General features: G+C 52.9%; 13 protein-coding genes. 2 read left to right on the forward strand and 11 right to left on the reverse strand.

What is annotated here, in order from left to right:
• The first annotated feature begins 6 nt into the window (after positions 1 to 6).
• The gene (fadA, locus tag SK33_RS23065) at positions 7 to 1,170 is read left to right on the forward strand and encodes an acetyl-CoA C-acyltransferase FadA (RefSeq protein WP_003017858.1); all 1,164 of its coding nucleotides are present in this window, start codon (positions 7 to 9) and stop codon (positions 1,168 to 1,170) included.
• Between the two features lie 178 nt (positions 1,171 to 1,348).
• Here the strand turns inward: fadA and SK33_RS23070 are convergent, their stop codons facing one another.
• The 4 genes from SK33_RS23070 to ubiD form a co-directional block, all read right to left on the reverse strand.
• Entirely contained in the window at positions 1,349 to 2,329 is a 981-nt protein-coding gene (locus tag SK33_RS23070; protein WP_003017867.1) for a LacI family DNA-binding transcriptional regulator, read from the reverse strand.
• Positions 2,330 to 2,336: 7 nt separating this feature from the next.
• Positions 2,337 to 3,251, reverse strand: coding sequence for an ROK family protein (locus tag SK33_RS23075; RefSeq protein WP_032938486.1), 915 nt, complete (start codon positions 3,249 to 3,251; stop codon positions 2,337 to 2,339).
• Between the two features lie 227 nt (positions 3,252 to 3,478).
• On the reverse strand, positions 3,479 to 4,180 hold the full coding sequence (gene fre, locus SK33_RS23080) for an NAD(P)H-flavin reductase (RefSeq protein WP_003017873.1): 702 nt from the start codon (positions 4,178 to 4,180) through the stop codon (positions 3,479 to 3,481).
• A 40-nt stretch (positions 4,181 to 4,220) separates the two neighbouring features.
• Entirely contained in the window at positions 4,221 to 5,714 is a 1,494-nt protein-coding gene (gene ubiD, locus SK33_RS23085; RefSeq protein ID WP_113772706.1) for a 4-hydroxy-3-polyprenylbenzoate decarboxylase, read from the reverse strand.
• 204 nt (positions 5,715 to 5,918) lie between these two features.
• Between ubiD and rfaH the strand changes: the two genes are divergently transcribed.
• Positions 5,919 to 6,407 (forward strand): transcription/translation regulatory transformer protein RfaH, encoded by a 489-nt coding sequence (gene rfaH, locus SK33_RS23090; protein ID WP_003017881.1) that lies wholly within the window; start codon positions 5,919 to 5,921, stop codon positions 6,405 to 6,407.
• A 5-nt stretch (positions 6,408 to 6,412) separates the two neighbouring features.
• On the opposite strand, the gene tatD is transcribed toward rfaH, so the two are convergent.
• The 7 genes from tatD to ubiE all read right to left on the reverse strand — a co-directional run bounded on the left by tatD (position 6,413) and on the right by ubiE (position 11,927).
• A complete protein-coding gene (gene tatD, locus SK33_RS23095) occupies positions 6,413 to 7,195 on the reverse strand; it encodes a 3'-5' ssDNA/RNA exonuclease TatD (protein ID WP_032950643.1) in 783 nt (260 codons plus the stop codon).
• A 41-nt stretch (positions 7,196 to 7,236) separates the two neighbouring features.
• Positions 7,237 to 8,028, reverse strand: a complete 792-nt coding sequence (tatC, locus tag SK33_RS23100) for a Sec-independent protein translocase subunit TatC (protein WP_003017884.1) — start codon at positions 8,026 to 8,028, stop codon at positions 7,237 to 7,239.
• A gap of 2 nt (positions 8,029 to 8,030) precedes the next feature.
• Positions 8,031 to 8,579, reverse strand: coding sequence for a Sec-independent protein translocase protein TatB (gene tatB, locus SK33_RS23105; RefSeq protein ID WP_003017886.1), 549 nt, complete (start codon positions 8,577 to 8,579; stop codon positions 8,031 to 8,033).
• A gap of 3 nt (positions 8,580 to 8,582) precedes the next feature.
• Positions 8,583 to 8,837, reverse strand: coding sequence for a Sec-independent protein translocase subunit TatA (gene tatA / locus SK33_RS23110; RefSeq protein WP_003017888.1), 255 nt, complete (start codon positions 8,835 to 8,837; stop codon positions 8,583 to 8,585).
• A 78-nt stretch (positions 8,838 to 8,915) separates the two neighbouring features.
• Positions 8,916 to 10,556 carry a ubiquinone biosynthesis regulatory protein kinase UbiB gene (gene ubiB / locus SK33_RS23115; RefSeq protein ID WP_003841233.1) on the reverse strand — a complete coding sequence of 547 codons (1,641 nt, stop codon included), beginning with the start codon at positions 10,554 to 10,556 and terminating at the stop codon, positions 8,916 to 8,918.
• Complete coding sequence (gene ubiJ / locus SK33_RS23120) at positions 10,553 to 11,158, reverse strand: ubiquinone biosynthesis protein UbiJ (RefSeq protein WP_003017894.1); 606 nt, start codon at positions 11,156 to 11,158, stop codon at positions 10,553 to 10,555. The genes ubiB and ubiJ overlap by 4 nt, the downstream gene beginning before the upstream one ends.
• A gap of 13 nt (positions 11,159 to 11,171) precedes the next feature.
• The gene (gene ubiE / locus SK33_RS23125) at positions 11,172 to 11,927 is read right to left on the reverse strand and encodes a bifunctional demethylmenaquinone methyltransferase/2-methoxy-6-polyprenyl-1,4-benzoquinol methylase UbiE (RefSeq protein WP_003017897.1); all 756 of its coding nucleotides are present in this window, start codon (positions 11,925 to 11,927) and stop codon (positions 11,172 to 11,174) included.
• Positions 11,928 to 12,015: the final 88 nt, after the last annotated feature.

The raw sequence follows: 12,015 nt of genomic DNA on the forward strand, positions 1-12,015 counted from the left end.
GTCACAATGGAACAGGTTGTAATTGTTGATGCGATCCGTACCCCGATGGGCCGTTCAAAAGGGGGGGCGTTTCGTAACGTGCGGGCAGAAGATCTCTCCGCACACTTAATGCGTAGCCTGCTGGCGCGTAATCCGGCACTGGATCCAACCGCGCTGGATGACATTTACTGGGGCTGTGTGCAGCAAACGCTGGAGCAGGGTTTCAACATCGCCCGTAACGCCGCGCTGCTGGCGGAAATTCCGCACTCCGTTCCGGCGGTCACCGTGAACCGCCTGTGCGGTTCATCAATGCAGGCGCTGCACGACGCGGCACGTATGATCATGACCGGCGATGCTCAGGCATGCCTGATTGGTGGCGTGGAGCATATGGGCCATGTACCAATGAGCCACGGCGTTGATTTCCATCCGGGCATGAGCCGCAACGTAGCAAAAGCGGCGGGGATGATGGGTCTGACCGCAGAAATGCTCTCCCGCATGCACGGCATCAGCCGTGAAATGCAGGATGCTTTCGCCGCACGTTCACATGCTCGCGCCTGGGCTGCAACACAGTCTGGCGCATTTAAAAACGAAATCATCCCGACCGGCGGTCATGATGCCGACGGCGTGCTAAAGCAGTTTAACTACGATGAGGTGATCCGCCCGGAGACAACCGTTGAAGCGCTCTCCACCCTGCGCCCGGCGTTCGATCCGGTTAGTGGAACGGTCACTGCCGGTACCTCCTCCGCGCTCTCCGACGGCGCAGCGGCGATGCTGGTGATGAGTGAAAGTCGCGCCCGTGAGCTGGGTCTGACGCCGCGTGCCCGTATTCGTTCGATGGCTGTTGTTGGCTGCGACCCGTCAATCATGGGTTACGGTCCGGTTCCGGCCTCAAAGCTGGCGCTGAAAAAAGCGGGACTCTCCACCAGCGACATCGGCTTGTTTGAGATGAACGAAGCCTTTGCCGCTCAGATCCTGCCGTGCATTAAAGATCTGGGACTGATGGAGCAGATAGACGAGAAGATCAACCTCAACGGCGGCGCGATCGCTCTGGGCCACCCACTGGGATGCTCCGGGGCACGTATCAGCACCACCCTGCTCAACCTGATGGAACGCAAAGACGTACAGTTTGGCCTGGCGACGATGTGTATCGGGTTAGGTCAGGGCATCGCGACGGTATTTGAGCGAGTTTAATCAAAGATAAATTCCCCTAAATAATTCGCGCTGCATCGCGGCGGCAACTGAGCGAATCCCCGGGAGCATAGATAACTATGTGACCGGGGTGAGCAAAGGCAGCCAACAAAGAGGCAGTGTGAATTATGACGGGGAAAGGTTTAGTTGCCGTTCTTCCCGCCTGTCAGGGGCGGGTTTTTTATTTCCCTGAACTACCACGCACCACTAACTGCACCGGCAACAGCAGATTCTCTTCCTGATTTTCTTCCAGCAATAAACGCAGCGCTTCACGCCCCAATTGTTGTTTATCAACCGCAATGGTGGTGAGTGGTGGATGTGACCAGGCCGCAGCATCAATATCATCAAACCCCACCAACGCAAGATCTTCCGGGATACGTATACCCTGCTGCGCACACACCCGTTGAACAACCAGCGCTGCCGCGTCGTTATAGGCAAAAATAGCGTCGGGCGGCTCTGGCAGGCTGAGCAATTCATTAATCGCCTCCACCAAAGATTGCTCGGTATCCAGCAGTGGCGGCGCAATGGCTTCATACTCTGGCGGCATCAGCAAACGGGCTTCATACAATGCCTGACGGTAGCCCTTCTCGCGCTGACGGATGCTGTAGTGTGCAAGCGAACTGGCAAGAAAAGCGATACGGCTGCGCCCTTGCGCAATCAGATGTTGCGTGGCCAGATAACCGCCCTGGGTATTGTCCGGGTTCACGCAAGGCAGGCCCGGCGCCCAGAGATCCACCAGCACCAACGGCAGTTTCATCTGTTGCAGCAAGCCAAGTAATTCAGGCTCAAAAAATCCCGCGCAGATCAGCGCATCAGGCTGGTGCAACATCACCTGCTCACTCACTGCATCGCCTGGACCAATGGAGAGAAAGCTCAGCGCAATACCATGGTCACGACAGTTATCTTCTATCCCCAGCAGCAGTTGAGAATAAAACGGCAATGCCCGGCTGATATTGTGCTGGCGGTGCAGCAAAAACAGGACGCGTTTGATCTTGTCTGCACGCAGGCGAGAAAAATCATAACCCTGCTGCTGCGCCACAGAAATAATGCGCAGCCGGGTATCTTCACGTAGCCCTGGCTGCCCTTTCAGGGCGCGGGAAACCGCGCCAACCGAGACACCACAAGCTTCGGCAATGTCCCTGATACGTACAGGTTTCGTCATGTCACTCTCATTGATTTACGCTGGCCTTTTGCGCCCCCAGCCAGGCCGCGCCGCGTACGCCGCTGCTGTCACCGTGTCGGGCCTGAACGATCGGCGTACGGCACTGTTTACCAAATACGTACTGCGCCACTCGCGCCTGCAAGCCTGAGTACAGTAAAGTGATATTGGATACCCCACCGCCCAGCACGATAACATCGGGATCGAGCGTATTCACCACCCCCGCCAACGCGCGCGCCAGCTGATCGCAATAGCGTTCCCATAACAAACAGGCATCTGCATCACCCGATTCTACCCGCTGCATAATATGTGGCACACCTGCATGTTGCGCGGTGTGATTCATATACTGACGCTCCAGGCCGCTGCCGGAAATAAAGCTCTCAATACAGTTCACCTGTCCGCAATAGCATGTCACTTCAGCCCCATCCCGAGATTCGTGGTAGCGCGGCAATGCATTATGTCCCCACTCTCCTGCACAGGCGTTAGGCCCAGAGATCAAACGGTTATCGATGCATAGTCCACCGCCGCAACCGGTACCGAGGATCACGCCAAATACCACGCTATGCCCGTGTCCGCTACCGTCCATCGCTTCCGACAGGGTAAAGCAGTTGGCATCATTAGTAACAGGCACAGGTATTCCTAACGCTCGCTCAAGGTCTTGAGCAAAGGCCTGCTGATTCAACACCAGGATGTTCGAATTCTTAATCAAACCTTCGCTATCCACCGCGCCAGGCACTCCAACACCAACCGATAAAGACTGATTAACGGCCAGTCTGGCCTTAGAAATCATCTCCGTCACGGCCTGGAAAAAATCACCGTAACTCTGCTTTGGTGTCGCACATCGCTCGCGGTAAACAATTTCACCCGCGTTATCAATCACCACCGCTTCAATTTTAGTCCCGCCGATATCCAGTCCGAGCCTCATGGTTTTCCCTCGTTGATGTCCAGCAATGTGATGCGATACAGCTTGCCTATTTTGTTTACTAAACAAAATGAGACCCGTCACAAAAAATCAGTTTTATGGTTAATAGATAGGAAAAACATGTTTACTAAAAATGTTCTGAAAAGAGGAGCTGTGAGACCGGGCTTGCACCCTGTTAGAAGAAGTAAGGTTGGTGATGGATGCGCCGGAAGGACTCCGGCGCACAGCGCTTAAATGAACGCGAACGCGTCGCCAAACAGGCGATCTTCACGTGCCTGACGCTCATTACAGAACAGGTCGCGCGCGATTTTTGCCATCTCAAAACGACCGGCAATGTAGATATCGTGTTCCGCCAGAGTACCGTAATCCTGCAATACTGCCGTTAACACGGTTCCCGTACGACCACGCCAGCCGTCTTCAGGCTGCTCTACCACCGGCTCAACACGCAGGTTCGGGTGATTCACCGACAATGCTTCCAGCTCTGAGAGATCGTAGAGATGCTTCTCTTCGCGCCCGCCCCAGTAAATCGTGATATCGCGGTTGGGATTGCGTGCCAGCGCGGTAAGCAGAATAGAACGCACGTAAGAGAACCCTGTACCTCCGGCAATCAGGATCAGCGGGCGCTCGTCTTCATCACGCAGCCAGGCTTCGCCATGCGGAATATCGACCTTGATTTCCCGGTCTTTCAGAATACGGTCCATCACGGCCATGGCGTAAAGATTTAGCTCAGAGGCGCCAACGTGCAGCTCAATGAATCCTTGCTCGTCCGGCGTTGATGCCATGGAGAACGGACGCTTATCCCTTTCGTCCATCACGACCATTAAATACTGGCCAGCACGAAAGGAAAACGCCGCGTCTGGCACTAAACGAACGCGATATACGGTGTCAGTTATAGCTTCTACCGAGGTCACTTTACAGCTTAAGGTTGTCATGCGCTCTCTCTGTCGGATCAATAGGCAAAACGATCGCGCCTCAGGCGCTTTTGCCGTCATTAAAGATGGCCAGTTCATCCCAAATTGCGTCAATACGCGCAGTCACTTCAGGATCTTTTTTAATCGGACGTCCCCATTCGCGTTGGGTTTCGCCCGGCCATTTATTTGTGGCATCCAGCCCCATTTTTGAACCAAGGCCGGAAACCGGCGAGGCAAAGTCCAGGTAATCAATTGGCGTATTCTCTACCAGTACCGTATCCCGGGCGGGGTCCATACGGGTAGTAATAGCCCAAATTACATCATTCCAGTCGCGCGCGTTAACGTCATCATCGCAGACAATAACAAATTTGGTGTACATGAACTGGCGCAAAAAAGACCAAACACCCATCATGACGCGTTTGGCATGGCCTGCGTACTGTTTTTTCATCGTCACCACGGCCAGACGATATGAACAGCCTTCCGGAGGCAGGTAAAAATCGACGATTTCCGGGAACTGCTTTTGCAGAATAGGAACGAATACTTCGTTCAGCGCCACGCCGAGCACTGCTGGCTCATCAGGCGGGCGTCCGGTATAGGTAGAGTGATAAATAGCATCTTCACGCTGGGTAATGTGGGTGACGGTAAAGACCGGGAAATTATCTACTTCGTTGTAGTAGCCGGTATGATCGCCATAGGGCCCTTCTGGAGCCAGCTCGCCCGGTTCGACGTACCCTTCCAGTACGATTTCTGCGCTGGCAGGCACTTCCAGGTCGTTGGAAATACATTTGACCACTTCGGTCTTGGTACCGCGCAACAGCCCGGCAAATGCATACTCGGATAATGTATCAGGAACGGGCGTCACGGCCCCCAGAATGGTCGCAGGATCAGCCCCCAACGCCACTGAAACCGGGAAACGTTCACCAGGATGCGCCGCGCACCACTCCTGATAATCAAGCGCGCCGCCGCGATGGGACAACCAGCGCATAATAAGCTTGTTTTTACCAATCAGCTGCTGGCGATAGATGCCCAGATTCTGCCGCTCTTTATGCGGACCACGCGTGACGGTGAGTCCCCAGGTAATCAGCGGCGCGGCATCTTCCGGCCAGCAGGTCATAATCGGAATGCGGTTTAAATCAACGTCACCGCCTGAGTAGATTTTTTGCTGACAAGGCGCACCGCGCAACCGCTTAGTCGGCATGTTCAACACCTGCTTAAACTGCGGCAGCTTATCAAACAGATCGCGGAATCCTTTCGGTGGCTCTGGCTCTTTCAAAAACGCCAACAGTTTACCGACTTCTCGTAGCGCCGAGACATCTTCTTGTCCCATCCCCATCGCAACACGCTTTGGTGTGCCAAACAGGTTACACAGCACCGGCATTGAATAGCCTTTCGGATTCTCAAACAGTAAGGCAGGCCCACCGGCACGCAGAGTGCGATCGGCAATTTCAGTAATTTCCAGGTGGGGATCCACCTCAAGCGAAATGCGTTTGAGCTCGCCCTGCTGTTCAAGCAGCGTCAGGAAGTCGCGTAAATCGTGATATTTCATGGCGTCCATTGTGGCCTCTTCGTAAGCGCTTCATTATACGGCGTTCATCATTGTGATGCTGTATTTTTGTTAAATTAGCGTGAACTCTGGCGATACATATAAGCCCTGGGAGTATATACCCATTGGGTTTCAGCCTGCGTTGAGGCGGGTATAATTAACTTAACGCATGGCTTTTGCTATGCTGGCGCTCAGAACAAGCGGATAAGAGTTATTATGCAATCCTGGTATTTACTGTACTGCAAACGTGGGCAACTTCAGCGAGCCCAGGAACACCTGGAAAGGCAGGCGGTGAACTGCCTGACGCCTATGATCACCCTGGAAAAAATAGTGCGCGGTAAACGTACCACAGTCAGTGAACCACTATTCCCTAATTACATGTTTGTCGAGTTCGACCCGGAAGTGATCCACACCACGACTATCAATGCCACGCGTGGTGTCAGCCATTTCGTCCGTTTTGGCGCGACGCCTGCGACAGTTCCTTCTCCCGTTATTCACCAGCTTTCTATCTACAAGCCTGAAGGAATTGTTGACCCGCAAACTCCTCAGCCAGGGGACAGCGTGATTATTACTGAAGGGGCGTTTGAGGGGCTAAAAGCGATCTTCACCGAACCGGATGGCGAAGCGCGTTCCATGCTACTGCTTAACCTGTTGAATAAAGAGGTTAAGCAGAGCGTGAAAAATACCGGCTTTCGAAAAATTTAAGCCGTTTAGAAGGTCACTTCGAACAGCGTTCGGACGTTAGCATCAATGCTTGCTGACAGCCATTGAGGATTTTCACCGCGCCAGTGGGCAATACGCTCAAGAATATGTGGCAGGTGCGCCGGTTCATTGCGCCGTGACGTCGGTTTAGGCGTTAAGTCGCGAGGGAGTAGGTAAGGCGCATCGGTTTCAATCAGCAGCCTTTCCACCGGAATAAACGGCAGCAGTTCCCGCAGTTCCATCCCCCGGCGCTCATCACAGACCCAGCCGGTGATACCGATATAGAGTCCCCGGTCCACGCAGTCCTGCATCTCCTGTCGCGTTCCGGTAAAACAGTGCAGCACCGCGCCTGGGAGGCTATCCAGCCACGGCTCCAGCAACGTCAGAAAACGCTCGTGGGCATCCCGACAATGCATGAAAATCGGCATCTGCAGTTCAGCAGCAATGCGCAGCTGCGCCTCAAAAGCACGTTCCTGCTCCTGCGGCGTGGAGAAATTGCGATTGAAATCCAGACCGCACTCGCCAATAGCGACCACCTCAGACTGGTTTGCCAGCGAGATAATCTCGTCTTCCGTTGAGGACTGCCATTGGCTGCTGTCATGCGGGTGCACGCCAGCCGTGGACCAGCAATGCGGATAATGCTGTGCCAACTTTAGCGCCTGCTGGCTTTCGTGCAGGTTTGTTCCGGTCAGAAGCATACCGTTTACGCCCGCAGCAAAGGCGCGCGCCACAACATCATCCCTGTCTTTTGCAAATTGTGAACTGGTTAAATTAACGCCAATGTCAAACATGCTACCTCCCATATGACAACCGCCCTGACGGGCGGTTGAACTTACTCTTCTGTTTTCTCGGTGGCTTCGGCTTCTTTTGCTTCTTCAGCCTCGTTGTCCTCATCTCGCGTACGTCGCTTGCCGACATAGAAACGAGAGAAGAAAACGCCCACTTCAAACAGGCAGTACATCGGTATCGCCAACAACGTTTGCGAGAAGACATCTGGCGGGGTCAGTAACATCCCGACGACGAATGCTCCCACCACAACGTAAGGTCGTTTCTTACGTAAATCGTCTGGCGTCGTAATGCCCATCCAGCATAGCAGCACAATGGCGACAGGGACCTCAAAAGAGACACCGAAAGCCATAAATAGCGCCATTACAAAGCTGAGATAGCTGGCAATGTCCGTTGATACCTGCACGCCTTGCGGAGCCGTGTTAGCCAGAAAACCAAACGCCAACGGGAAGACGACAAAATAGGCGAATGCCATGCCGATGTAGAACAGCAACGAACTGGAGACCAGCAGCGGCACAACCAGGCGACGTTCATGTTTGTACAAAGCAGGCGCAATGAATGCCCATACCTGGTAGAGGATCACTGGCGCTGACAGGATCAGCGACACCATGAAGGTCAACTTGATTGGCGTAAAGAACGGCGAAGCCACATCGGTGGCGATCATCGTTGCGCCCTGCGGCATCTGTTTAATCAGCGGCGCTGCAACCATATGGTAAATGTCGTTGGCAAAATAAACCAACGCCAGAAAGATCACGATTACCGCAATAATGCAGTTCAGGAGTCGCTTACGCAGCTCAATAAGATGCGTGATGAGCGGTTGGGTATCTTCTACAGACATGTTTACGGTTTATCACTCGACGAGGGTGAGGATTCGACAACAGGTGCGGCAGCTTTCTTTTCTGCATCCATCAACGTGGCGGAAGCGTTTTCCGTCGGCTCTGGCGTTTTAGCACCCGTGGATTCCGGTTTTTGCTCCGGCGAACTGGCCTGATTTTCAGCGGCGGCAGGGGTGACCCCTTCTCGCTGCGCTTCACCTTCTTTCACCACCGGATTATGGATAGTGTGCGCTTCATCGCTCGCTTTCTCAGGATCGTGCACGCTGTATGAACGCTTCATCGATTCCGCCGCTTCACGCAGCTCATCCATTGACGCTTTCAGCTCCGGGGTCAGATTTGTCAGGCTCGCTTTCTCTACTTTCTTCAGGCTGTCCTGAAACTCCTGAAGCTTAAGCTCCTGGGTCAGTTCATTCTGAACAGTAGTTGCCAGGGAACGTAAAGCACGCACCCAGCCAGCCACCGTTTTTACCGCTACGGGTAATCGTTGCGGCCCCAGGACGATGAGGCCGATCACGAACACCAATAACAGTTCGCTAAAACCGATATCAAACACGGATTATACCTGCTCTTTATCTTGGCTTTTGGCGTCTTCCTTTTTCACTTCGCCCTGCTTATCGGTGATGGATTTAGCTGTAAAATCAGCGTCCTGGCTGGTTTTATCTTGCTTAGGCTCATCATCACCCATCGCTTTTTTGAAGCCTTTAATCGATGCGCCAAGATCGGAACCGATGGAGCCGAGTTTCTTGGTGCCAAATAGCAGTACAACGATGACGGCAATGATCAACAACTGCCAAATACTGATACCACCCATACATGTTCCTCTGTCATAGATGATGAATTAATAAGGCCGTAGTATACGTTACACGGCCTGCCTTGGGCGATGAAAAATTCAGCGCATTTTGCGCCAGCCGATTAACCAGGCTAAGACACCGCCTGCCATCAACCAGCCCGGCATAAGCCCCCACTCAGGGCGGCTTACCAGCAGGAATGTTCCACTTAGCAACAATGTTGCGCCAATGCCCAATAAATAACGGGATTGTCCCTGGCGTACATGATTCGCGTGAAGCTCGCGGGCAATCTTATCAACACTGTGCTGTAAATATTTGCCCTGGCGCAAACTGTCATACACCAGTTCAGGTATTTCTGGCATTTTTTCGACCCAGAACGGTGCTTTTTCTTTAAATGCCCTAACGAGCGCCGGAATACCGACCTGATCTTTAATCCAGGATTCGAGGAATGGCTTAGCCGTTTTCCACAAATCTAATTGCGGGTAGAGCTGTCGTCCGACACCCTCAACGTACAGCAGCGTCTTCTGTAGCAATACCAGTTGAGGCTGGACTTCCATATTGAAGCGGCGCGCAGTGTTGAACAAATTCAACAGCACATGACCAAAGGAAATCTCCGCCAGCGGTTTTTCAAAAATCGGCTCGCACACGGTACGAATGGCAAATTCAAACTCTTCTACGTTGGTATCCGGTGGAACCCAACCAGAATCCACGTGCAGTTCAGCAACTTTGCGGTAATCGCGGTTAAAGAACGCAATGAAGTTTTCAGCCAGGTAACGCTTATCTTCTTTGTTTAAAGAGCCCACAATCCCACAATCAATACCAATGTATTTCGGGTTTTCAGGGTGCTCATAACTGACAAAAATGTTCCCGGGGTGCATGTCCGCATGGAAAAAGCTGTCGCGGAAAACCTGAGTAAAGAAGACCTGAACACCACGTTCAGCCAGCAACTTCATATTGGTGCCGTTCTTCTCAAGCGTGGTGACATCTGAAACCGGGATACCGTAAATGCGCTCCATCACCATCATGTTCTGACTGCAATAGTCGGAATACACTTCCGGGATGTACAGCATCGGGCTATCTTCAAAATTACGTCGTAGCTGAATGGCGTTCGCCGATTCGCGCAGCAGATTTAGCTCATCAATCAACGTTTTTTCATATTCACGGACGACTTCTGTTGGTCGCAGGCGACGCCCATCTGGCAGCAGACGAGGAACCCAACGAGCCAGGCGGTAGATCAGTTTTAAATCCGCTTTGATGACCGGCAGTATGTCCGGGCGAATAACTTTGATCACCACCTCTTTGCCATTCGATTTCAATCGCGCAGTGTGAACCTGAGCAACAGACGCAGATGCCAGCGGCGTGATTTCAAAATCATCAAACCATTCCTCGACGGGCAGCCCGCCCATGGCCTCTTCGATTTGTTTTTTCGCTCTAAGCCCATCAAACGGGGCAACACGATCCTGCAATAGCGCAAGCTGATCGGCGATGTGCGGAGGGAAAAGGTCACGACGGGTGGAGAGCATCTGCCCAAACTTGATCCACACCGGGCCGAGTTCCTGTAAAGCCAGTCTCAGCCTTTCTCCCAGCGGTTTGTCTTTATGTCGGTTAGGCATCCAGAACAACGAGTAACGCCACAACCGAAGCGGCAGCGTGATTCGCATTTTGGGGATGAGTTCATCAAGACCGTAGCTTAAAAAAGTGCGAATGATGAAATAAAGGCGCCGTACTTCACCTGGCGTCATTTGGCCTCCAGTTTTTCCAGCCGTTTGGCCAGAGATTCAACCGCGCGCTCAACGGCTGCCGTTTCTTCAGCAAACCATGCAACCTCTAGTGGGCCAGGAGCCATGCGCCACTCTTCGGTGATCGCTTCGGCGACATAGCGCTGCTGGCGCTGAAAGTTATGGCACAGGAACTTCGCTCCACCACGCAAGACTTTGCTGACCCCTTCCGCGACGATATCGCCGGTATAGGGTGCTAACAGTTCTGCAGGATCCAACTCCGCCAGATCGGCCAGCGCAACAAAGTTCTGTACTACCTGGATATCACCCTGGACTTCCAGTTCACCGCTGCGGATAAGCGTGGTGAGTTGCTGTCTGTCACGCAATTTCGGTAACACACTGGCATATGTGATTACGGTGCAATCGGCTTCGCCTTCCCACGCCCCCAGCACATCGACCTGGCGCTCACTAAACACCAGGACTAACGATGTTGAAAATCCTTTGAGATCAACACGTAGCACTTTACCCTGTAAACGCGTTCTGGCTGACTTGAGCGCAGGAGAGCGGTACAGAAAGGTGTTGAGCAGATTTTCAACGCCTGCGGTCACTAAGGGTTTTAAAGGCATCCCCACTCTCCTGTCAGAACTTGTAACCACGATGCAGCGCAACGACACCTGCTGTCAGGTTGTAGTAATCAACGCTTTCGAACCCGGCATCTTGCATCATTGCTTTTAAGGTGTCCTGATCGGGATGCATGCGGATGGATTCCGCCAGATAGCGGTAGCTGTCCGCATCGCTTGCTACCATTGAACCTATACGCGGCAGAACATGGAAAGAGTACGCGTCGTAGGCTTTGCTCAACGGTTCGATAATCGGCTTGGAGAATTCCAGCACCAGTAGACGTCCGCCCGGCTTCAATACGCGGTACATGGAGCGTAATGCTTTGTCTTTATCCGTAACGTTGCGCAGACCGAAAGAGATGGTGATGCAGTCAAACGTGTTGTCAGGGAAAGGTAGTGCTTCCGCATTCGCCTGAACGTACTCAACGTTACCCACCACACCAATATTGCGCAGCTTTTCGCGACCCATTTTGAGCATTGAGTCATTGATATCCGCCAGCACAACTTTGCCGGTTTCGCCTACCATGCGAGAGAATTTCGCCGTCAGATCGCCGGTACCGCCTGCTAAATCGAGAACGGTTTGCCCGCGACGCACGCCACTGCAGTCAATGGTGAAGCGCTTCCACAAACGATGAATGCCGAATGACATTAAGTCATTCATAACGTCATATTTAGAGGCCACAGAATGAAAAACGTGGGCCACCATGTCAGCTTTCTGCTCTTTAGCGACGGTCTGAAAGCCAAAGTGCGTCGTTTCTTGTGAATTATCCACCATCTCAGTGCCTGCTCATTCAAAAAATGTTCGAGAAGTGTAACAGATTGGGCCAATTTGCCCTACCCTTCTGCCGGGTTCAACTACCCCA

The organism is Citrobacter sp. MGH103, assembly GCF_001034475.2.
Classification (GTDB): Bacteria; Pseudomonadota; Gammaproteobacteria; order Enterobacterales; family Enterobacteriaceae; genus Citrobacter; species Citrobacter freundii.

Coding starts and splice junctions, on each gene's coding strand:
- fadA (WP_003017858.1), top strand. CDS start 7: ATGGAACAGGTTGTAATTGTTGATGCGATCCGTACCCCGATGGGCCGT.
- fre (WP_003017873.1), bottom strand. CDS start 4,180: ATGACAACCTTAAGCTGTAAAGTGACCTCGGTAGAAGCTATAACTGAC.
- ubiD (WP_113772706.1), bottom strand. CDS start 5,714: ATGGACGCCATGAAATATCACGATTTACGCGACTTCCTGACGCTGCTT.
- SK33_RS23070 (WP_003017867.1), bottom strand. CDS start 2,329: ATGACGAAACCTGTACGTATCAGGGACATTGCCGAAGCTTGTGGTGTC.
- ubiB (WP_003841233.1), bottom strand. CDS start 10,556: ATGACGCCAGGTGAAGTACGGCGCCTTTATTTCATCATTCGCACTTTT.
- tatD (WP_032950643.1), bottom strand. CDS start 7,195: ATGTTTGACATTGGCGTTAATTTAACCAGTTCACAATTTGCAAAAGAC.
- tatA (WP_003017888.1), bottom strand. CDS start 8,837: ATGGGTGGTATCAGTATTTGGCAGTTGTTGATCATTGCCGTCATCGTT.
- rfaH (WP_003017881.1), top strand. CDS start 5,919: ATGCAATCCTGGTATTTACTGTACTGCAAACGTGGGCAACTTCAGCGA.
- SK33_RS23075 (WP_032938486.1), bottom strand. CDS start 3,251: ATGAGGCTCGGACTGGATATCGGCGGGACTAAAATTGAAGCGGTGGTG.
- ubiJ (WP_003017894.1), bottom strand. CDS start 11,158: ATGCCTTTAAAACCCTTAGTGACCGCAGGCGTTGAAAATCTGCTCAAC.
- ubiE (WP_003017897.1), bottom strand. CDS start 11,927: ATGGTGGATAATTCACAAGAAACGACGCACTTTGGCTTTCAGACCGTC.
- tatC (WP_003017884.1), bottom strand. CDS start 8,028: ATGTCTGTAGAAGATACCCAACCGCTCATCACGCATCTTATTGAGCTG.